The 20,708-nt window shown below is 42.3% G+C and carries 19 protein-coding genes; 16 read left to right on the top strand and 3 right to left on the bottom strand.

What is annotated here, in order from left to right; all coding sequences use genetic code 11:
• Positions 1-5 precede the first annotated feature (5 nt).
• The 5 genes from Phpb_RS12795 (at position 6) to cheZ (ending at position 4,831) form a co-directional block, all read left to right on the top strand.
• On the top strand, positions 6-1,640 hold the full coding sequence (locus Phpb_RS12795; RefSeq protein ID WP_065390657.1) for a methyl-accepting chemotaxis protein: 1,635 nt from the start codon (positions 6-8) through the stop codon (positions 1,638-1,640).
• 6 nt (positions 1,641-1,646) lie between these two features.
• On the top strand, positions 1,647-2,543 hold the full coding sequence (cheR, locus tag Phpb_RS12790; RefSeq protein WP_065390656.1) for a protein-glutamate O-methyltransferase CheR: 897 nt from the start codon (positions 1,647-1,649) through the stop codon (positions 2,541-2,543).
• Positions 2,536-3,588: a protein-glutamate methylesterase/protein-glutamine glutaminase gene (locus Phpb_RS12785; RefSeq protein WP_065390655.1), complete on the top strand. Its 1,053-nt coding sequence runs from the start codon at positions 2,536-2,538 to the stop codon at positions 3,586-3,588. Before cheR ends, Phpb_RS12785 begins: the two co-directional genes overlap by 8 nt.
• Before the next feature lie 193 nt (positions 3,589-3,781).
• On the top strand, positions 3,782-4,171 hold the full coding sequence (gene cheY, locus Phpb_RS12780) for a chemotaxis response regulator CheY (RefSeq protein WP_065390654.1): 390 nt from the start codon (positions 3,782-3,784) through the stop codon (positions 4,169-4,171).
• Between the two features lie 9 nt (positions 4,172-4,180).
• Positions 4,181-4,831 (top strand): protein phosphatase CheZ, encoded by a 651-nt coding sequence (cheZ, locus tag Phpb_RS12775; RefSeq protein ID WP_036775773.1) that lies wholly within the window; start codon positions 4,181-4,183, stop codon positions 4,829-4,831.
• Positions 4,832-4,865: 34 nt separating this feature from the next.
• On the opposite strand, the gene Phpb_RS26330 is transcribed toward cheZ, so the two are convergent.
• Entirely contained in the window at positions 4,866-5,138 is a 273-nt protein-coding gene (locus tag Phpb_RS26330; protein ID WP_131817517.1) for a hypothetical protein, read from the bottom strand.
• A 445-nt stretch (positions 5,139-5,583) separates the two neighbouring features.
• On the opposite strand from Phpb_RS26330, the gene aepX reads away from it, so the two are divergent.
• The 11 genes from aepX to Phpb_RS12720 all read left to right on the top strand — a co-directional run bounded on the left by aepX (position 5,584) and on the right by Phpb_RS12720 (position 16,714).
• Positions 5,584-6,447: a phosphoenolpyruvate mutase gene (aepX, locus tag Phpb_RS12770; RefSeq protein ID WP_065390653.1), complete on the top strand. Its 864-nt coding sequence runs from the start codon at positions 5,584-5,586 to the stop codon at positions 6,445-6,447.
• 197 nt (positions 6,448-6,644) lie between these two features.
• Entirely contained in the window at positions 6,645-7,976 is a 1,332-nt protein-coding gene (locus Phpb_RS12765) for an LLM class flavin-dependent oxidoreductase (protein ID WP_065390652.1), read from the top strand.
• 36 nt (positions 7,977-8,012) lie between these two features.
• Positions 8,013-9,149: a homocitrate synthase/isopropylmalate synthase family protein gene (locus Phpb_RS12760; protein WP_065390651.1), complete on the top strand. Its 1,137-nt coding sequence runs from the start codon at positions 8,013-8,015 to the stop codon at positions 9,147-9,149.
• Positions 9,146-10,387, top strand: a complete 1,242-nt coding sequence (locus Phpb_RS12755; protein WP_240492547.1) for a 3-isopropylmalate dehydratase large subunit — start codon at positions 9,146-9,148, stop codon at positions 10,385-10,387. The genes Phpb_RS12760 and Phpb_RS12755 overlap by 4 nt, the downstream gene beginning before the upstream one ends.
• Positions 10,380-10,937 carry a LeuD/DmdB family oxidoreductase small subunit gene (locus Phpb_RS12750; RefSeq protein WP_082302575.1) on the top strand — a complete coding sequence of 186 codons (558 nt, stop codon included), beginning with the start codon at positions 10,380-10,382 and terminating at the stop codon, positions 10,935-10,937. The genes Phpb_RS12755 and Phpb_RS12750 overlap by 8 nt, the downstream gene beginning before the upstream one ends.
• Positions 10,934-11,719: a class I SAM-dependent methyltransferase gene (locus Phpb_RS12745; protein ID WP_065390650.1), complete on the top strand. Its 786-nt coding sequence runs from the start codon at positions 10,934-10,936 to the stop codon at positions 11,717-11,719. The genes Phpb_RS12750 and Phpb_RS12745 overlap by 4 nt, the downstream gene beginning before the upstream one ends.
• Positions 11,719-12,180: a GNAT family N-acetyltransferase gene (locus Phpb_RS12740; protein WP_065390649.1), complete on the top strand. Its 462-nt coding sequence runs from the start codon at positions 11,719-11,721 to the stop codon at positions 12,178-12,180. Before Phpb_RS12745 ends, Phpb_RS12740 begins: the two co-directional genes overlap by 1 nt.
• Positions 12,177-13,343 (top strand): ATP-grasp domain-containing protein, encoded by a 1,167-nt coding sequence (locus Phpb_RS12735; protein ID WP_065390648.1) that lies wholly within the window; start codon positions 12,177-12,179, stop codon positions 13,341-13,343. The genes Phpb_RS12740 and Phpb_RS12735 overlap by 4 nt, the downstream gene beginning before the upstream one ends.
• Positions 13,343-14,476: an ATP-grasp domain-containing protein gene (locus tag Phpb_RS12730; protein ID WP_065390647.1), complete on the top strand. Its 1,134-nt coding sequence runs from the start codon at positions 13,343-13,345 to the stop codon at positions 14,474-14,476. Before Phpb_RS12735 ends, Phpb_RS12730 begins: the two co-directional genes overlap by 1 nt.
• Entirely contained in the window at positions 14,473-15,711 is a 1,239-nt protein-coding gene (locus Phpb_RS12725) for an MFS transporter (protein WP_065390646.1), read from the top strand. The genes Phpb_RS12730 and Phpb_RS12725 overlap by 4 nt, the downstream gene beginning before the upstream one ends.
• Complete coding sequence (locus tag Phpb_RS12720) at positions 15,704-16,714, top strand: hypothetical protein (RefSeq protein WP_082302574.1); 1,011 nt, start codon at positions 15,704-15,706, stop codon at positions 16,712-16,714. Before Phpb_RS12725 ends, Phpb_RS12720 begins: the two co-directional genes overlap by 8 nt.
• A 362-nt stretch (positions 16,715-17,076) precedes the next feature.
• Here Phpb_RS12720 and Phpb_RS12715 read toward each other — a convergent pair whose 3' ends face one another.
• Positions 17,077-17,439, bottom strand: coding sequence for a nuclear transport factor 2 family protein (locus Phpb_RS12715; RefSeq protein ID WP_240492546.1), 363 nt, complete (start codon positions 17,437-17,439; stop codon positions 17,077-17,079).
• Between the two features lie 44 nt (positions 17,440-17,483).
• Positions 17,484-20,684: a non-ribosomal peptide synthetase gene (locus Phpb_RS12710; RefSeq protein WP_065390645.1), complete on the bottom strand. Its 3,201-nt coding sequence runs from the start codon at positions 20,682-20,684 to the stop codon at positions 17,484-17,486.
• Positions 20,685-20,708 lie beyond the last annotated feature (24 nt).

Genomic DNA, 20,708 nt, shown 5'->3' with positions numbered 1-20,708 from the left:
ATTACATGTTAGGCAGGCTTCGTATATCAACCAGTTTATATCTGTTACTGATGATGTTTTGTGTAATGCAGATAATCTCAAGTGGTTTATCACTTGGGATCATTCATGCGGATCAGTCTTATATTGAACGGATTGATCTGGGAACACAGAAGAGGGATACCTTAGGATTGAGCTGGGCGGCTCTGCTGCAATCGCGTAATACACTTAATCGAATCGCTGTGGGGAAAACACTGCAACAATCTGAAGCCCATGTTGAGAGTATGGTCGCTAATGTTAAGGAGACCTTGGATAGGGCTGAGATGCATTTTGCCGAGTTTATCGCGCTACCTAAATTAAATGAAGAGGATGGTAGTAGCGTATTGTTAGCCTCGGTAGAAACCAGCTATAAGGAATATATCAAAGCGCTTAGAGAACTCTCGGCTTTTTTAGAAAGTGGTAATTATGATGCCTTCTTAAACCAGCCGACAGAAAAGTATCAGCAGCAACTGGAGTCTGATTTCAACCAATATATGCAGTATATTGGAGAGGAAATTAAGACTGCTGTTCAAGATGGTCGCTTTTATTATCAGATTGCCACAGCCATGTTTGCAGGTGCGATCTTAATGGTATTGGTTGTTGCTTGGGCGGCTCATTGGTGGTTAAAAAAGAATCTTCTCAGACCGTTTGCCAATATGCGTAGTCACTTCCAGAATGTTGCGGAAGGAAAACTCAATAAAGAAGTTTCTGTTTTTACTCAAGATGAAATTGGTGAAGTGTTCCTCAAATTACGCGAAATGCAACGTTCACTGGTGAGTTCCATTGCTTCGGTGAAAGAGAATACTAACTTAATGTATAGCGGTATTCAGGAAATTACTCAGGGTAATACCGATCTCTCTTCCCGCACTGAAGAGCAAGCTGCATCATTGGAAGAAACCGCCGCCAGTATGGAACAACTGACAGCAACTGTACGTCAGAATGCGGAAAATGCTCGCCAGGCCAGTGAATTGGCGGTATCTGCATCGAAAACAGCCTCTAAAGGAGGTGAACTGACCGTTGATGTTGTGGAAACAATGGATGCGATTGCCAATAGCTCACAGAAAATCAGCGCCATTATCAGCGTTATTGATGGCATTGCATTTCAGACCAACATTCTGGCGCTTAATGCGGCAGTAGAAGCCGCACGGGCAGGTGAACAAGGCCGAGGTTTCTCTGTTGTTGCTGGCGAAGTGAGGGATCTTGCTCAGCGAAGCGCCGAAGCAGCAAAAGAGATTAAAACATTAATTAGTGAATCCGTTCAACGGGTAAGCCAAGGTTCTGAATTAGTTAGTCATGCAGGAAAAACCATGAATGAATTGGTCGTTTCTGTAAACCAGGTCACGGATCTGATGGCTGAAATTGCTGCGGCATCGGATGAACAAAGTCGGGGTATTCATCAAGTAGCACAAGCTGTTACACAGATGGATCAGGTTACTCAGCAGAATGCTGCATTGGTTGAACAGTCAGCCGCGGCTGCGGCTGCGCTTGAAGACCAGGCAGATATTTTGGTGCAAATAGTGGCACAGTTTGAGTTACCAGATAATTCAGAAAATAAGCTTGAGAATGAACTTTCACTGACGCTGAGGTCTGCGGATAGCGAAGGGGCGGTCAGTCAGACTCGCTGAGGCCAGATGAAATCAAATTTAATTGCTTCAGCGACAAGTAGTTTGCCGCTTTCGCCACTGAATCACATGATTCAGCGCTATACCATGTCAGATGCGCATTTTGAGCGCATCTGCCAGCTTATATATCAACGTGCGGGTATTGTGCTGGCCGCACATAAACGGGAGATGGTTTACAACCGTTTAATTCGGCGTTTGCGTACCCTTGGAATACGTGATTTTGGGCAATACCTGTTCATTCTTGAAAACGACATCAATAGTGAGAGTGAGGAGTGGCAGGAATTTATCAATGCGTTGACAACTAACCTGACGGCTTTTTTCAGGGAAGCTCATCATTTTCCTCTGTTAGCTAAACATGCGAGTAAGAAGAGTGGATCGTACCGGGTATGGAGTGCGGCGGCATCGACAGGAGAAGAGCCCTATTCGATTGCAATGACGTTAAGCGATGTGTTGGGAGAGCGTTTTCACCAGGTAAAAATTATTGCCAGTGATATTGATACTCATGTACTGGAAAAAGCCCGCAAAGGGGTTTATCGATTGGATGAATTGCGTCAACTGACCGATCAACAGAGAAAGCGTTACTTTTTTAAAGGCGTTGGATCTTATGAAGGTTATGCTCGTGTCCGGCCCCAACTTGCTGACATGGTGACATTCCAGCGTCTAAACCTGTTAGATCCCAATTGGCCGTTTGAAGAGAAGTTTGATGCCATCTTTTGCCGTAATGTTATGATTTATTTTGATAAAAAGACGCAGGAACGGATACTGCGTCATTTTGTCGCTTTGTTAAAACCCGATGGATTGCTCTTTGCAGGGCATTCTGAAAATGTCACTCAAATAAGCCGGGAATTCTACTTGCAAGGACAGACTGTTTACGGTGTAGGCCGGGCAAGGAGAGGTCATGAATAAAATAACTGTTCTTTGTGTCGATGATTCAGCGCTTATGCGCCAAATCATGCGAGAGATCATCAACAGCCACCCGGATATGGAGGTGGTGGCCTGTGCGCCAGATCCACTGGTGGCGCGTGATCTCATTAAAAAGCATAACCCACAAGTACTCACACTGGATGTTGAAATGCCACGTATGGATGGCATTGATTTTCTGGAAAAATTAATGCGTTTACGGCCAATGCCGGTGGTTATGATCTCTTCTCTGACAGCCAAAGGTTCTGAAATCACATTAAGGGCATTGGAACTTGGTGCTGTTGATTTTGTAACCAAACCTCAATTGGGTATTCGTGAAGGTATGCTGGCTTACAGCGAGCTTATTGCGGAGAAAATACGGACAGCGGCACAGGCTAAATTATCTGTGCCAATAGCTACACCGATAAATTCTGTGCCTTTAAGTTTTAAGCCTCTGTTATCCAGTGAAAAACTAATCGCGGTGGGCGCTTCTACCGGTGGAACGGAAGCCATAAAGAATTTATTGCAACCGTTACCTGTCACCAGCCCGGCACTGCTTATTACTCAACACATGCCTCCTGGTTTTACCCGTTCTTTTGCTGAACGGTTGAATAAACTTAGCCAAATTACCGTAAAAGAGGCTGAAAATGGTGAACGGATTTTGCCGGGGCACGCTTACATTGCTCCGGGGGATCGCCATATGGAGCTGTGTCGTAATGGTGCTGATTACCAGATTCTAATCACCGATGCACCGGCTGTTAATCGTCATCGTCCGTCTGTAGATGTGTTATTTCGATCAGTGGCTAAATTTGCCGGGAGAAATGCTGTCGGTGTGTTGCTGACCGGCATGGGCAGTGATGGCGCGGCAGGTTTACTGGAGATGAAACAGGCTGGAGCATACACATTGGCGCAGGATGAGGCAAGCTGTGTGGTATTTGGTATGCCGAGAGCGGCAATACAGGTGGGGGCGGTGGATGAGGTAATGGACATACACAAGATAAGTAAGAAAATGCTGGCAAAAATAAGCTTAGGGCAGGCTGTCCGTATTTAACGGTTGTCGGATATACCCTATGGATTTCAAGATGCATCGCGACGGCAAGGGAGTGAATCCCCGGGAGCATAGGTAACTATGTGACTGGGGTGAGCGAGTGCAGCCAACAAAGAGGCAACTTGAAAGATGACGGGTATAAATTTAAATTTTTAGCGGCTCTGTGCTGACTGGTAACTAATTTCAAGGAGTTTTTATGGCGAATAAGGATCTGAAATTTCTGGTGGTTGATGATTTTTCAACCATGCGTCGCATTGTTCGTAACCTTTTAAAAGAATTGGGCTTTAATAATGTAGAAGAAGCTCAAGATGGGGCAGAAGCTCTGACTAAGATTCGTTCATCTCACTTTGACTTTATTATCTCTGATTGGAATATGCCCAATATGGATGGTTTAGAATTGCTAAAAGTCATTCGTGAAGATGCCCAATTGGCTAAGATACCGGTTTTGATGGTGACAGCGGAAGCGAAGAAAGAAAATATCATTGCCGCCGCCCAAGCCGGGGCCAGTGGTTATGTTGTCAAACCTTTTACCGCAGCTACTCTGGAAGAAAAGCTCAACAAAATATTTGAAAAACTGGGCCTCTAAGGAGACATAATGAGTGTAAATCCAGTCATGCCAAGGGATGAGACCATTAGCGCCAGTGAAATTATCAGCCGTATCGGCCAGCTTACGCGCATGTTGCGTGATAGTTTACGTGAGTTGGGATTGGATAAAACTATTGCTCAGGCGGCTGAGGCAATACCTGATGCGAGAGAACGTTTGGACTATGTTGTACAGATGACAGCGCAGGCGGCGGAAAGGGCGCTTAATTGCGTTGAAGCGGCGCAACCTCGTCAGAATGAATTAGAGTCATCGGCAATATCACTGAAAAAACGTTGGGATGAATGGTTTGAAAACCCAGTTGAGATGCCTGTGGCACGTTCATTGGTTATGGATACCCGGAATTACCTCAATACGGTACCTGAACATACCGCATTCACTAACGCTCAACTGCTAGAGATCATGATGGCGCAAGATTTTCAGGATCTTACCGGTCAGGTTATTAAGCGGATGATGGATGTTATTCAGGAAATAGAAAAACAGTTAGTGATGGTATTAATGGAAAACATGCCGGCTGATCAGGTGATAAAAACCAAGAAAGAGACTGACAGTTTACTAAATGGTCCGCAGGTGAATCAAAATGGAGTGGGCGTTATCGCTAATCAGGCTCAAGTTGATGATTTACTGGATAGCTTAGGTTTCTGAATAAACGTGGCAGGGGTAAACCTGCCACTCAGGATTAAAGATTTTCTGGAAATTGTTGACCACGATATAAAGAGGTCAAATGACTTTCATCGTCAGACGGTGGGTTATGTGTCCAACGATATTTGCTGCCAAAAGTGCGCAGATGTACCCGCAATTTTGCTCCCCCTTTCAGGCCACGGGAGTTTTCGCTCGCCATCCGATGGGTAATCCTTGCAGCTAATGGGATCATAAATAATAACGTATTATCGATTAGATTGAGCGGGGGCAAATTTTTGTTTGATGATAAGAATAGCTTACCTCTATTCATAACATTGACAGCTTACAATATTTCTTAATCTGTATGGTGGAAGTTCCCGATTGTACAAGCATTAGAGTAACCTCTCATCTTTTTCTCACAAGCATTACACTTATTTAAATTGACAGCGGTTTATATTTGTGTTTGTGTAGCTGAAAGCCGCATAAACTCTGGGTTTTTAACGATGTAGATAATATTATCTGAACCACTGTTTTATTTTGTGATGATTATCACGGATAAATCGACTTTATATGTTAATTTATGATTAACTAAAAATGGGTATTTTGCATAAATTTAACTATTATTTTTTCATTCATTGTAAAGCCCTCAGAGCGAGAACATGGGCACCTAAATTTCATTTAGACAGAGCTATAATCAAGTAGTGTTGGCAATAATACTCATTGAACTGTTTGAAATAGCATCTTGATCTGATTGGTTTTTGAACTGAGGTTGTTTTATGTTGAAGAAGTTACTCAAAGAGAAGAAATCGCTTACTTTTATTGAAGCACATAATCCGCTTTCAGCACTCATTATTAAAAATACAAATTATACAGATGATAATGGCTGTACCCATAAATTTGATGGTATCTGGTCAAGTTCTTTGACTGACTCAGCTGTTAAAGGTATTCCTGATAATGAAACATTGGATATTAATAGTCGTTTACAAAACATTCATGAGATAAAATCACTCACTAAAATGCCGGTTATTATGGATGCCGACACAGGTGGACGGGTTGAGCATTTTGTCCATTATGTCAGAAAAATGGAGCAGGTAGGTATTGATGCAGTCATTATTGAAGATAAAACGGGCAATAAAAGAAATTCTCTGTTTGGCACCAACGTTAAACAAGAATTGGCGGATATTACAGAATTCAGTAACAAAATAGCTAAAGGTAAAGCTGCACAACAAAAGAGCCGATTAATGATTTTTGCACGGCTGGAAAGTTTAATTGCTGGTTACGGAATGGAGGATGCATTGGAGAGAGCCAATGCCTATGTTAAAGCTGGTGCTAATGGTATTATGATCCATAGCTGCCAGAATACGCCTGATGAAGTTATTGATTTTAGCCAGTCATTCAGGAAGAAATATCCAAAATTACCACTGATATGTGTACCAACGACTTATTCAGCAACTTATCATAATGATCTGAGCAAAGCAGGTTTTAATATTATTATTTATGCCAATCATATGCTTAGAGCGGCTTATAAAGCAATGGAGCATGTATCTCACGAAATATTAAAGTATGGGCGTTCCGCAGAAGTAGAGAAAGATTGCATAAGTATAAAAAAAGTCATCAACCTTATTCCTTATACATCTTGATACCTGGGTTTTAATATTTTTCTATCAAGAAAATATATTCTTACACATATATATAACCTATGGATTTCGAATTGCATCGTGGTGACAAAAGAGCGAATTCCCGGGAGCATAGATAATCCCGTGTTTTTATAAAAATGATGACTGCTGCCAGAAAAGAGGTAACTTGAAAGATGGCAGGTACTATAAAGGAAAATATAATGGAAAGTAACCAGAAACAGCTCGTGCTTGGTGCTTATCTTGCTTATGGTACAGGACATCATCCTGCTGCATGGCGTCATCCTGATGTTAATCCGCAAGCTGCACAAGATATCGGGCATTATCTGAATATGGCTCGTATAGCGGAAAAAGGTTTACTCGATTTCATTTTTCTTTCTGATACACCTTCGGTTTTTCAGGATGATCAGCGGGGTTATGGTAGCCGGGTAGTCGTATTTGAACCCATAACTCTCTTATCTGCATTGGCAATAGTGACTGAACATATCGGTTTGGTTGCTACCGCATCCACCACCTATAAGCATCCATTTAATATTGCCCGTGAATTTGCTTCGTTGGATCATATTAGCCGTGGGCGAGCTGGCTGGAATCTGGTGACCTCATCCAAATCTCATGCAGCGAAAAACTTCGGTTTTGCTCAACATCCTGAGCATGATGAACGATACCATCAGGCGGCTGAATCTTGGGACATTGTGACTGGATTGTGGGATAGCTGGGATGATGATGCTCTGCCACGTGATAAGCAGAGTGGTATTTTTTATGATCCATCAAAATGCCATGAATTAAATTTTCAGGGGCAATATTTCTCCGTAAAAGGGCCATTAAATATTTCCCATCCTCCTCAGGGGCACCCCATTATTGTGCAGGCTGGTTCTTCAGAGCCGGGAAAAGAATTGGCAGCCAGAACAGCTGAATTAGTTTTCACTGCACAGCCTGATATGAATTTAGCAAAAGCATTTTATAGCGATTTAAAATCCCGGCTCAGTCAATATGAAAGGCACTATAACAATATTTTAATTATGCCGGGGCTGTGCTTTTTTATTGGCGTTGATGAAGAGAGTGCTAAAAAGAAATTTAACGATTTGCAGGCGCTTATTCACCCTGAATTTGGTCTCAGCATGCTATCTGATTTGCTTGGTGGTATTGATTTATCAGGCTACGATATTAATCAACCTCTGTCAGAACTTCCTATTTCTAATGGAAATCAAAGCCGTCGGGCGATTATTGAAAAGATGGCCAGATCAGAGTCTTTAACGATTAAACAGTTATACGAAAAAATCATTATTGCCAGAGGCCATTTAATTCTTATTGGCTCTTACCAACAAGTTGCTGCGCAAATGGTGCAGTGGCTACAGGAAAAAGCCTGTGATGGATTTAATCTTATGCCTCCTTATATGCCTGGATGTCTGGAGGAATTTGTGACTCATGTTGTACCTGAATTACAAAAAATGGGTGTGTTCAAAACAGATTATAAATCAGGGACATTAAGGGAGAAGCTGGATATTCCCAAACCGCCCAGTAAATTTCACGTTTAAATAATACTCATTAATAAAAAATAAGGTTATGACGCTATGACTATTCAACAGAATATTATTCTGGAAGACACAACGTTGCGCGATGGTGAGCAGGCTCCTGGTGTTGCATTTTCAAAAGAAACAAAAGTGAGTATTTTTAATTCGTTGGTAGACGCTGGTGTTAAGTGGATAGAAGCCGGGATACCAGCCATGAAAGGGGATGAAGTTCTGGCATTAGAAGAGATTCTGGAACGCAAAAATGAAGTGAATATTATCGGCTGGAATCGGGGGGTATTGGAAGATATTAAATATACTTTCTCTCTGGGATTTAAGGCGATACATATCGGCCTTCCGACTTCCAATATTCATCTTAAACACAGTGTGAGCAAAGACAGAGATTGGTTGTTAATGACCGCCGGAGATATGATCAAATTCGCTAAAGATAAAGGTGCTTTTGTCTCAATCAGTGCCGAAGATGTTGGCCGGACAGAAATCAGTTTTTTGCAAGAATACGCGGCTACCGTCGAGCAGGCTGGTGCCGACCGTCTACGTCTTTCAGACACGATAGGCATTCTGAATAGCCAGCAATATGCACAGCGGGTTTCTGCTGTTCGTCAGGCATCAGTTATTGATTTGCAGTGTCACTGCCATAATGACTTCGGGCTGGCTGTAGCCAATACGCTGGCGGGTCTTGAAGCGGGGGCTCGTTATTTCCATGTCTGCGTTAATGCGATGGGGGAACGAGCCGGAATGCCGGATTTAGCTCAGATGGTAATGGCTCTGCAACATTTCCATCAGATAGATACCGGTGTTGATACCCGACAACTTACCCGCCTCTCTCAGAAAGTTGCTCAAGCCAGTAAACATACCATTTCTCCCTGGCAACCTATTGTTGGTGGCAATGTTTTTGCCCATGAATCCGGTATTCATGTCAATGGAATGCTGAAAGATAGCAAAACATTTGAACCTTTTGAACCTGAGCAGGTTGGCGGTCAGCGTCGTCTGGTTGTCGGCAAGCATTCCGGTCGGGCTATCTTACAAAATATGTTAGAAGAAGATAGCATAAAGACAGAGCCACAGGCATTGGAATATTGTCTGGCGCTGGTACGAAAAGCTGCCGAAGAATATCCCGGCGGGATCCCAACACATGTATTGCATGAACTCTATCAGCAGGCAGAAGGAACATCAACATGATGATTCATGAACAGCCTATCGCTAATCAGATTATTGCTGAACATAGCCAGAAACCTAGGGTTATGGCTAAGGAGCTGATCACTGTTGATGTCGATAGAATTTATGTTCAGGATGGGAATTCACCGACTATCGCTAAACTCTTTCGCCAGCATAATCTTAAGCGGGTTCTGCACCCGGAAAAAATTGGTTTTTTCTTCGACCATTCAGTGATTGTGCCCGATAGGTTAATGGCTGAACGTGTTAATGAAGCAATGGAATTTGCCAAGTCTATTGGTGTTAATATTTTTGCCAGAGGTGAAGGTATCAGCCATTTAATTGCCCTGGAAGAGCAGTGGTTTCAACCCGGTAACATTGTAATTGGAGCTGATTCTCATACTTGTACAGGGGGGGCCGTACAGTCACTGGCTTTAGGCATGGGAGCTTCAGATGTATTGGCAGCAATGCTGACTGGGCAGACTTGGCTGAAGGTACCGGAAACAGTCAGTTTGAGTATTTCCGGTCAACCCCATCCGGCTACGCGGACTAAAGATGTGATGCTCGCTTTACTGCGACATTTCGGGCAATCCCCCTTTTTATACCGCTCAGTGGAGCTATGTGGGGAATGGAGCCGGACACTTTCCTTAGATTCTGCTGCCAGTTTCGCCAGTATGGGGGTTGAACTTGGTGCCAAATGTGTCTTTATGCCGGATGGGCCAGGCAGGCCAGCCAATATGCGGCCTATTAATCCAGAGGTCGCTGATCATCATCTGACATTTTCGCTGTTAGGACTGACGCCGCATATTTCCCTGCCACATTCCCCTGCTCAGGCAGTGCCGCTGGAAACGCTGTCAGGGCAGAAGATAGATTATGTCTTTATCGGTAGTTGTACCAACAGCCGATTAGAAGATATTGCGGAAGTCGCGGCAATCCTTGATAAGCACCACGTACATCAGGATGTTCATTGTATCGTTACGCCTGGTTCAAAACGTGTATATCTGGAAGCTATGCGACGTGGCTATATAGAAAAAATTGTTTCTGCGGGTGCTCTGGTGACTCCTCCCGGGTGTGGGGCTTGTGTTGGCACACAAGGTACCATTCCCGCCAAAGGGGAAAGGGTTCTTTCAACGATGAACCGGAATTTTCAAGGGCGTATGGGCAATGCTGAAGCGGAAATTTATCTCTCATCGCCTTTAGTTGCAGCAAATGTGGCATTACATGGCAGGGTGCCGCTGATTACGGAGCTTGAATGGCATGATTGATCAAAAAAACGATTTTGTAAAAAGGGATTCCATCAAAAATCAACGTGTCAGGATGATTACGGGAGATATTTCTACCGACGATATTATCCCTGCACGTTATAAACACATGTACACAGAGTCAGCTCAACTGGCTCCTCATCTGTTTGAAAACCGGTTTCCTGAGCTTGTCTCTACACTTCAACCCGGAGATATTATTGTCTGTAATGGTATTTTTGGTATTGGCAGTTCAAGGGAACAGGCGGTGAGTACTTTATTAGCAGTAGGTATACCTATGGTTGTTGCTCCTGCTTTCGGGCGGATTTTTTTCCGCAACGCATGGAATCTTGGCTTGTTAGCGATTGAAGCCGACATTGAAGGTTTTCGTGAAGGATTAGTTGTTGAATGCTTAATTAACGAAGGCCGTTTTATCGCTGAAACGTCATTAGCGGATTTTTATCCACCATCCGAACAAATGTTGGCTGTTGTCCGCGCAGGTGGACGACTCAATTACATTTTTAATCAATCGCCCGAAAACCCATCACTCAAAGAGAAAGAACAGAGGATAGTATGACACAGCATAAAGAAAAATTTGATGGTTTGGCTAAAGGTTATGATCGCTATCGCCCTCGTTACCCGCAGGCACTTTTCCGTGAAATTTGCTACTGGCTGCCTAAGGACAAGGCACTGTCTGTTGTCGATATTGGTGCTGGAACCGGCATTGCTCTCGAAGGGTTGGCAAATTTGCTTGGTCAGCGACACCACTACACTGCCATTGATATTTCGCAGGATATGATCGACACCGGTAAACAGAAACTGCCGTGGGTCAGTTGGTTACATGGTAGTGCTGAACAGCACCTCGCCAATGTGGCTAATCCTGACCTAATCATGGCAGCACAATCTTTTCAATGGATGGATCGGGCAACGGTATTAAATCTGGTCAGAAACAGTCTGGCAGATAATGGCGTCATAGCGATCCTGCAAAATAACCGAGATTACCGGAATAGTGGATTTCTGAATGAGTATGAAAATCTGCTGGAAGAATTAAGTCCTAACTATAGCCGTTACTATCGGGATTTTGATTATGCGCAGGAATTGAAAACGGCATTCCTGCATGAAAACGCTCTTCATATTACACTCAATACCCATTGGAGTATACCTATTCCCGGCGAAGCGTTTATCGGGATGAGTCGTTCATCGACTCAAGTGCAACGTGCTTTAGCTACCCACGGTGAGTTATTTATCGAAAGATTAAAAATGCTGGTGGATAAATATCAATTTGAGGGGAAATTGGCAATTTTATATGAAAGCCAACTGTTTATGGTTGTTAAGCAGGTTAATTCTGGAAATGAATAATGTCAGAAATAGCAATCAGCTTCTCTATACCAACTGAGGAAGATATCAAGGGGATACTGGCACTCTTGCAAGACGTTTATCTGCCATTTGTGGCTGATTTTATGCCGACAGCACTGAATGAAACGCCTGTCAGTATTATGGAGAAATTAATTTATTGGAGAATTGCTAAATATGATAATCAGGTTGTTGCGGCTGTATTAATTGAGCAAGAGGACGATAATTTAACGTTCAGTTATTTATCTGTATTACCGGCATTCAGGTCTCGGGGAATTGCCAGCAAATTACTCAATATCATTTGCCAAGAAGCAGTCCAGCAGGAGCAATTACCTATCATTATTGCATTACGTCGTTCACTGGCGAAGAATATTCATTTCTTTACTCAACGAGGATTTGAATATTTAGTTCCTTTTAATACCAACGAACACGATCTCTATATCTGGCGATCAGGAGAAAATGAATGAATAACACGGTTATTGTATTAGGATATCGTGAAGGTATTGCGACAGCTTTAGCCCATCAGGGATATCAGATTATTTATATAGTGAACAGAGTTAAACCTGCCCTTAATGGCACGAAGTACTATATAGTTAAAAATCTAGAAGATGCACAAGAAGTTCTGCGGTGTGTATTAAACTTCTCCTTACATACAGTTATAGGTATTGTTACAGGCAACGAAGACGGTGTATTTACGGCTGCGGTATTACGAGATATGTTACAATTACCTGGACCTAAAGATTATCGTAATATTTTATATTTTCGGGATAAATTTTTACAAAAACAGAAGCTGGCACACCTTGTCCCCCATGCTTATTGCCGGTATGTAACCCGTGATAACGATTATTCACAATTGGTTGTTGAGTTGGGTACCCCTTTCATTATAAAACCAGCTAATGGCATGGGCTCTTTTGCTACTACTGCTATCAATTCAAGATCAGAGTATGAAACTTATTTCCAACAATATGAAAAAAATCTAAGTAATGTGGCCTACGTTGCGGAAAATAAGATCACTGCCGCTGAATTTTGTGTTGATGGGATTTGGTCTGGAGATAAATTACATTGGTTTTCTATAAGCCAATATGCCACTCCTGTGATGCAATGTAATGAAGGAAAAACACTGGCTTTACAAATACTATCACGTCAAGATTTTCCAGATATTTACCAACAAATTGATCGGTTTTGTCCACGTATTTTGGAACGTTTAAATGCCGCTAACGGGGTATTCCATCTTGAGTTTTTTAAAAATGGGGAAGGGATATTTTTTAGTGAATGTGCTTTAAGACCTGCTGGTGCCTGGCTACCTGAAATAATAAAACTGAGCTATGGTGTCGATCTATATAGTGCTCATGCCACACTTTCTTTGGGGCTACCTTATGAACACCACCTGCCTGAATATCCTTCTCAGCTTTTTGCTGTCGTGCTATTACGTGCTTTTGACGGTGTTTCACTGACAAAACAGTCCTTTTACCAGAATTTTGATTTGGTTGAACTGGATTGGACAGAAGACACACAGATGCAATCTCAAGGCATTTATGGTCGTTCTGGCTACGCGATTATCGCGCATAAGGATCACTACACATTAGTAGAAAATGTCAATAAACTTATTGCATTTACAGGAGCACGATAATGTCTGAACGAGCTCTTATTCTGGATACTCACAAAACATTGTTAGAACAATCGATTAAGCAACATCAGGATATTGATTATATTCGTGTTTCTGAACCGCAGGTGTACTTTGCTCCACAGGAGGAAACGCTGGTAAAAATAGATAACATAATGAATCAGACACCTTTTCATTATGTGGTTGCAAGTTCAGAAAGTAACATGGCATTTGCCGGATTTCTCCGTAGTCGCTATGGGTTGCTAGGCTTAAATTACGAACAGGCGTTATGTGTAACCAATAAATGGCGTATGCGTAAATGTCTTGAAGATGAATTACCTGCTCCAAGGTGTTGGCTTTCAGGTTATTTCTACAACAATTTTGCACAATGCACTCAAGGAGCTGCCACCCATTTTATTATTAAGCCTCTGTCTGGTTCTTCATGCCAGAATGTTGAACGCCTAACCGTCGATCAGTTGCATCAAAAGCTTACTCATCTGGATACATTAATGTTGATTGAGGAAGAAATAGATATAGAAGAAGAATTCCATCTTGACGGTATCGTCAATTTGTCTGAGATAGTTGTAGCCTGCCTTTCTTGTTACAGCCTTCCTATCCTCAGTGCCAAAGGTCAAACAAGGGCAAGTATTCACCTACCTTCATCTCATCCGATGTTTTCAATAGCTTATTCTATGGCTCAACGAGCTATTGCCAAATTAGCGTTAAAACAAGGCGTTTTTCATATGGAAGTTTACAGACGGGGTGAACAATTAATTTTTGGTGAAATTGGCCTACGGCCGCCGGGAGTTGGCGTTGCTGAGTCACTATTGCGTTTTACTGGAGTAGATTTATGGCAGGCTTTTGTTAACAGCCAGTTACTACGCCCAATTAATAATATACCATTACAGGATTATCACGGTTATTCTGGGGTTATTGGTGTTTATCCAGAGGGGCGCTGCACATCAGATTTATTACGTTTACCAAACGTTGTTGCTGTATCGGAATTAGAAAAAACACGCCATAAAATGACGCGTACTGGTGCTCACGACTTTCACTATTTGGCATTCGTTTCATGTCAAAGTCTGGCTGAATTTCATAATTTGATTAATCAATTGTCAGAATCTTTCCCAGAAACGCATGTTAAGAGAGAAGTACAATGAAGAATCAACAGTTATTGCGGAAAAAATTTATAGGGTTCCAAACCTATACGGCTTTTTCTGCCTTAGCTGAGGGGATGCAAAGTGTGATTATTCTTTGGCTGGTTTTTCAAATCACACACAGTCCGTTAGCTATCAGTCTCACGATAATAGCAGGGTATCTTCCGTCCGCAATTATGGGTTTTTTTCTTCTTTCATTTGCTGAAACTAAAAACCCTGCTCGGCAACTCACTGTCAGTAATGGCATCCTCACTCTGTCAGCATTCTGCCTGCCGCTGTTTTTTTTATTTTCAGCAACACAACCTACATTGCTCATGTTGGCAGTTGTAACTGTACAAAGCATTTTATCTCTAGTGAAGATGTTCAATAAAACGTCGGTTAACCGTATTGTCCGGGATAACTTTACACCGGAGGATGGCAGTAAAATGTTGCAAATTTCGGCATCAAATATTCAGATTTCGCAAACATCGGGTGCCGCATTGGGAGGGGTATTTCTCACACTGGATGCCGGTAATTCAGGTTTATTTATTGCTGGTTTTTTTTATGCCGTCAGTACAGTAGCTACCGGCTTTTTTACTTCTTTTACTTTATCAGTGATACCAGCAACAGTTCATACCGATAAAAAACAGAAACAACTGCTGGATAAAGCGTATCTCGTTCATGTATTTAACCGACAGGAATTAAGAAAAATATTATTATTTTCCATTCCTTCCAGTGGTACATTTCAATTTATTAATACCTCTTTACCACCACTGGCTGATACTCTTACTGAATCGGGGGCGAATTTTTACGCGTCACTCAATATTAGCTGTATGATAGCGGGGTTTCTCTCTGGGTTACTTCTGTCGCGAAGAATAGTCGGAGAAAAATTTATTCTTAATCATGCTCTGTTAATCAGCGCAGTCATAATTGTATTAATGGTTGGAGCAGAGAATAAATATCTGGTAGCTGCATTGTTATTTTGTGTAACATTGTTCATCACCTGTCACGTTATATGTATTCAGGTAAAATGTAATCAGGTGCCTGAAAAACAGGATGTCGGAAAATTTATTATGCTAAGAACATCCATTGCTTCATTGTCTAAGATAACGTTTTCATTAGGTGCTGGGGCATTATTATCACTCTTTTCCCTGAAAACCACTTATTACTTGGTGGTTGGTATCTTATTATTATTTTCTTTGCAATGGTATTTATCTCAGAGAGATTTACTTGATAAAGGAATAAAAAAACATGAATAATATAATTTATCGTCGGTTAGTTGTTTCACAGATAAATAATCAAAAATCTCTGCTTTTTCCAACCCTGCCGGATACATTATCACATCAAATATGGTCTTTATTAGGTTGGAATGAGATAACATTGAAACGTTTTCTCTGTGCAAAAGAAATATTTGTCACTTTACCCCATGCTAGCCCTAATATATTTTTTCCACGCGCTGGTGTCAGTAAATTCGTTACTGACAAACAAAAGGAAGACCATGAAGTTTTTCATCTCCGGGTTGTGCTGACTCACACAAATTTTAGTGATCTTGGCTGGCGCCCTTATTCTTGGTGGTATCTCAATGAGGAAGGAGTATTAATAAAACAATCTATATTTAGTCGCAATAAAAAGAAAAAACATTATATTATTGCCAGCCAACCTCCTTTACTATCAGATAAACAGTATTATCCCCCTGTTCTTGGGCAGGGCATACAATTAGCGCAATATGCCAATAATCTGGCTCTCTCATATATTATTTTGCAGGCATTTCAGGAACAGTTATCGGGGTTTTCTCTTGTCGGCAAAACCCTTTATCTTCCACTGGATATATTAATCTTATTGATGCAGACACTTGCCAGACAGCAACCTGATGCATACCCCTGGTTATTGAATTTATTAACTCATGCACAAAGCCGAAAACTTAATGAATATCAACTTGAAGATACACATCAGTGGGAAAATGCATATGTTTATGATAATTATACAAATATATCACTATTATTTCCGTTGGATCCGACTGCAATCGTCGGGGGAATAAAGATGCATCGGTATTGGCAGGATATTGTTGATCGTATCATCATAATTAATAAAAAAACCACAACGCCTTGCCCGATACCGCAATATCTTACTTTTCCACAGTGTCAGGAATATCTGTTACCTTATCAGCCTAAACTGGAAACATTACGCCAAATTCAGACGGCAGGTATTGAATACAGTCTTGCAATGGCAATAACCGAACATCAGCTTTATGTAGCTTCATAAATTTGTTACTACATATTTATGGTGTGTAGTAAGCATGGAAAATTGATCTACCACATCGCATTAAAGGTATACTGTATTGGTCAACAATTTCCCGAAATATGATTAATGGTATTGAACGATATTAATCTTATTCTCCCTGACGGAACAAAATAGAATGGTTGTGGTTATTTTGGCATGAAACGGTTATACACAATCATCCATGTCATTACATGTAGCAACTATTACTAAAGGTGAAACAGTTTATAGCCGCCGTTTCACCTTCTCCTTGGAAGCCAGATTAATAAAATAAAAGCGTAGCGATAATATCTAAACCAAATACAACATCCAGAGAGCGCCAAATTTTTATTACAGCGATATCCTACTTAATGAGGTATTTCAAATTTAAAGTAATCGCTGAGGAGAGTTATTTTATCGTCCATAATTTCGATTAATGTTACGCCCATATTGCTATAAATATCACTATTTTTACGACGCCCTTCATTTTCCCAAATAACGCAAGCATGGTTATTATTAGCAATAAAACCAGTCTGCGTAAAATGTAAATATTCAAAATTTGAGAACAGTTTCTTGAGAAAGATAAGCGACATCTTTTTACCTACCATTGGAGGAATACCCGGATAATAAAGTGAAATATCTTCGGAAAAAATATTATCCAGTCGTTTAAGGTCATGCTGATTCATTGAGATAAGAAGTTCTGCGGTTAATTCATCGATTCGGTTCATCATGTTTTATCCTCTGTTTTATTTACCGATATAATCGCGTTAAAAATTTAGGCTTGGCTGACTACTTCATTTTCCTGCTGCAAAACGTTCAATCGTTGCACCAGTTGGCTAACCCTCGGTGCGTTAAATAGATCGCGCAACGTGATTTCAACGCCGAAGTCACTACGCACTCTTGCTATTACCCGCATTGCAACCAAAGATTCGCCGCCAAGCTCAAAGAAATTGTCCTCTGGAGAGATATTTTCTAATCCCAACAACTCGGCAAACAGATGACAAAGCGCGAGTTCCTGTGGACTGGAAGATTCACTTTCATTGACTACTGCACTGTTCCACATAGGTTTCGGCAACGCTTTACGATCTAACTTTCCATTAATGGTCAACGGGAAGTGATCAAGTTGCACTATTGCTGCTGGAATCATCGCTTCGGGCAAGCGTGTGGCTAGATTGGACCGTATTAACTGTGGTTCAAGCGTAATACCCTGATGAGCAATGACATAGCCCACCAACCGCTTCTGTTGACCTTCATCTTCACGCACAATTACTTCGGATTGTATGATATCAGGGTGTGCATTCAGCGCTGCCGCTACCTCGCCCAATTCAATACGGAAGCCGCGGATTTTAACCTGATCGTCAGTGCGGCCAAGGAAATCTAATACCCCGTCCCGACGCAATCTTGCCAGGTCGCCAGTACGATACATGCGCGTATCTGTGCCGACAAAAGGATCAGCGATAAAGCGTTCAGCCGTGAGTTCAGGGCGATTCAGATAACCACGCGCGACTCCCGCGCCGCCCACGTATATCTCGCCGACAAAACCTATCGGAACCGGGCGCTGAGCCTCATCAAGAATATAGATACTGAGATCATCAATAGGTTCACCAATAAGGCTTGAAGCAGGCTGTGCAACGATTTCACGCGAAAGAGGGAAATAGGTCGCATGTACAGTGGTTTCAGTAATACCGTACATATTGATCAACTGAGGCGCGTTATCAGCGTGTCTTTGATACCACTCCTCCAGTATATGGGCATTCAGCGCTTCTCCGCCAAAAATCACCTTACGCAGCATCAAATTCTGCCCAAGCTCAGGGGCTTCGCGATCAGCATGGATCAGTGCTTGAAACGCTGAGGGCGTTTGGTTTAACACCGTCACTTTTTCGTTAACTAAAAGCTGCAAAAAATCTGAGGGTGAACGGCTGACTTCCCAGGGAACAATCACCAATCTTCCGCCATTCAACAATGCTCCCCAGCACTCCCAGACAGCAAAATCAAAAGCATAAGAGTGAAACATTGTCCAACAATCAGTGTCAGAGAAATTAAACCAGCGTTGAGTACTTTGTAGCAAACGCATCACATTGTGATGAGTCACTACTACGCCCTTGGGTACGCCGGTGGAGCCAGAGGTGTAAATGATATAAGCGGGGTGTGCTGAAATCAGCGGTTGCAAGCGCTCTTTATCAGACAGATCAGCAACACTCTGCATTTCCAGATGGGCGATCAACTCGGTATCATCTAGTAATAACACAGGTGTATTAGTTGCCAGACGTTGTGCAATTTCACGGGTGGTGATCACACAAGCGGGTTCAGCATCGTCAATCATAAAATCAAGACGACTTTGTGGATAATCCGCCTCCACTGGCACGTAAGCAGCACCAGCCTTGATGATAGCTAGCAGTGTCACCATCATCTCAATAGAGCGTGGTAAGCAGACCATAACACGCTGTTTCGGGCCTATTTGCCGGGATACCAGATAGCGTGCCAGTTGGTTAGCACGTTGGTTCAATACCGTATAACTCACATTCTCCTGTTGATAAGTCAGCGCCACACTATCTGCCATTGCAATTGCTTGTTGTTCAAAGCGTGAGGTCAGTGTTTCCTCATTATTTGATTTTGTGCGCCGTGCAGGTAATAGGCTCTCTCCTAGGCGCCAACCTGGCAATGTCAGTTCACCAATGGGGCGTGATATATCTGCCAACAATTCAGTGATGAAGTGCTGAAAAAGAGATTTTTGAAGGTTAATATCGTGGGGAGTGTAGAGGTTATCATTGGTATCGAGCGTAAACTGCAAACTGCCGCTTTCGTCATGATAATAAATGGTCACAGAGAGGTCTTCTACCGGCCCACTGGACAAATTTTTGGTACGCCCAAAATTACCCGCAAAGCTCACATTGCTGTTAAACAGCATCACATTAATATTCTGTGCAAACAGGCGGGGGGCGGAACCATTTCGCTGTAAATCACGATAGATATCTTCGGAACGAAATTGTTGGTGTTTGAGTAACAGGCGGATTTCTTGGCTGACCAGCTTACTAATGTCACCTATGGAATGAGCGGGATCTATTGTCAAACGCAGAGGTAATACATTGGATACCATACCTGGGATATTACGTAGCATACGCCCTGAACGCGCGGTTACTGGCATACCTAAAGTAATATCCTGCTTATCGGTCATACGAGAAATCCAGGAAGCAACGATAGCAATAATAATTTGTGCCATACTACTTCCGCTCTCTTCACTCAGAGTACGCAGAATGTCGTTGACCTTTGCCGGGATTTCACACTGGGTGCAACTGAACGAACCTAAGTCGGCGAACTGACCGGGTTTCGCTCCCACGGCAAGGCTCTGTGGCTCACTTCGTCCTGCCATATACTGTGACCACCACTGACGATCATGTTGAAAATTTTCCGAGCGGCGGTATTCTTCATCGAAAGCCAACAGATCGCTAAGGGGGCCGAAAGGATTTTCCAGCTCATCAGCGCCAGTAAATTTCTGGGTGTACAGTTCAGCCAGCCGCTGAATCAGCAACGTAGTGCCAAAAGCATCACTAGCCAGATGATGGACACGGATAAACAAAAGATAGTGTTCATCACTGATTTTTAGCAGCGCAAAACCAAACAACGGCCCCTGTGTTAACTCCATCGGCCGCACCAATTCAGCCTTCATCCAGATTCCAGCTTCTGTTAACGCATCCATATGGTTAGATAGATCAATAAGTGGGCAGTGCCATTGCAGATTGGTCACGATCTGTTGTTGTGGTCCTTGTGGGTGTTGTACAACCACTACTCGTAAACATTCAGCTTCATCTATCAATTGGGACAATGCCGTGTTAAGCGTCTCAATATCGATAGCGCCTGAAATATCAATATAACAACCCGTATTATAAATTCCTGCGCTTACATTTAATTGTTCAGCCAGCCAAATTTCCTGCTGTGCTGCGGTCAGGGGGTAATAGGTTCCTTGATGTTGTTTCATAATTAATCCTCACAGGCTGGTGAT

Source organism: Photorhabdus namnaonensis (genome assembly GCF_001684335.1).
In the GTDB taxonomy this organism is placed as follows: Bacteria; Pseudomonadota; Gammaproteobacteria; order Enterobacterales; family Enterobacteriaceae; genus Photorhabdus; species Photorhabdus namnaonensis.
This window is presented reverse-complemented; position numbering and strand designations above follow the sequence as displayed.

Bases quoted from the DNA above. Each gene is read 5' to 3' on its own strand.
- Phpb_RS12715 (WP_240492546.1), bottom strand. From the start codon at position 17,439: ATGATGAACCGAATCGATGAATTAACCGCAGAACTTCTTATCTCAATG.
- Phpb_RS12740 (WP_065390649.1), top strand. From the start codon at position 11,719: ATGTCAGAAATAGCAATCAGCTTCTCTATACCAACTGAGGAAGATATC.
- Phpb_RS12755 (WP_240492547.1), top strand. From the start codon at position 9,146: ATGATGATTCATGAACAGCCTATCGCTAATCAGATTATTGCTGAACAT.
- Phpb_RS12765 (WP_065390652.1), top strand. From the start codon at position 6,645: ATGGAAAGTAACCAGAAACAGCTCGTGCTTGGTGCTTATCTTGCTTAT.
- Phpb_RS12760 (WP_065390651.1), top strand. From the start codon at position 8,013: ATGACTATTCAACAGAATATTATTCTGGAAGACACAACGTTGCGCGAT.
- Phpb_RS12795 (WP_065390657.1), top strand. From the start codon at position 6: ATGTTAGGCAGGCTTCGTATATCAACCAGTTTATATCTGTTACTGATG.
- Phpb_RS12745 (WP_065390650.1), top strand. From the start codon at position 10,934: ATGACACAGCATAAAGAAAAATTTGATGGTTTGGCTAAAGGTTATGAT.
- Phpb_RS12785 (WP_065390655.1), top strand. From the start codon at position 2,536: ATGAATAAAATAACTGTTCTTTGTGTCGATGATTCAGCGCTTATGCGC.
- Phpb_RS12735 (WP_065390648.1), top strand. From the start codon at position 12,177: ATGAATAACACGGTTATTGTATTAGGATATCGTGAAGGTATTGCGACA.
- Phpb_RS12710 (WP_065390645.1), bottom strand. From the start codon at position 20,684: ATGAAACAACATCAAGGAACCTATTACCCCCTGACCGCAGCACAGCAG.
- aepX (WP_065390653.1), top strand. From the start codon at position 5,584: ATGTTGAAGAAGTTACTCAAAGAGAAGAAATCGCTTACTTTTATTGAA.
- Phpb_RS12725 (WP_065390646.1), top strand. From the start codon at position 14,473: ATGAAGAATCAACAGTTATTGCGGAAAAAATTTATAGGGTTCCAAACC.
- Phpb_RS12750 (WP_082302575.1), top strand. From the start codon at position 10,380: ATGATTGATCAAAAAAACGATTTTGTAAAAAGGGATTCCATCAAAAAT.
- Phpb_RS12720 (WP_082302574.1), top strand. From the start codon at position 15,704: ATGAATAATATAATTTATCGTCGGTTAGTTGTTTCACAGATAAATAAT.
- cheZ (WP_036775773.1), top strand. From the start codon at position 4,181: ATGAGTGTAAATCCAGTCATGCCAAGGGATGAGACCATTAGCGCCAGT.
- Phpb_RS12730 (WP_065390647.1), top strand. From the start codon at position 13,343: ATGTCTGAACGAGCTCTTATTCTGGATACTCACAAAACATTGTTAGAA.
- cheR (WP_065390656.1), top strand. From the start codon at position 1,647: ATGAAATCAAATTTAATTGCTTCAGCGACAAGTAGTTTGCCGCTTTCG.
- Phpb_RS26330 (WP_131817517.1), bottom strand. From the start codon at position 5,138: ATGAATAGAGGTAAGCTATTCTTATCATCAAACAAAAATTTGCCCCCG.
- cheY (WP_065390654.1), top strand. From the start codon at position 3,782: ATGGCGAATAAGGATCTGAAATTTCTGGTGGTTGATGATTTTTCAACC.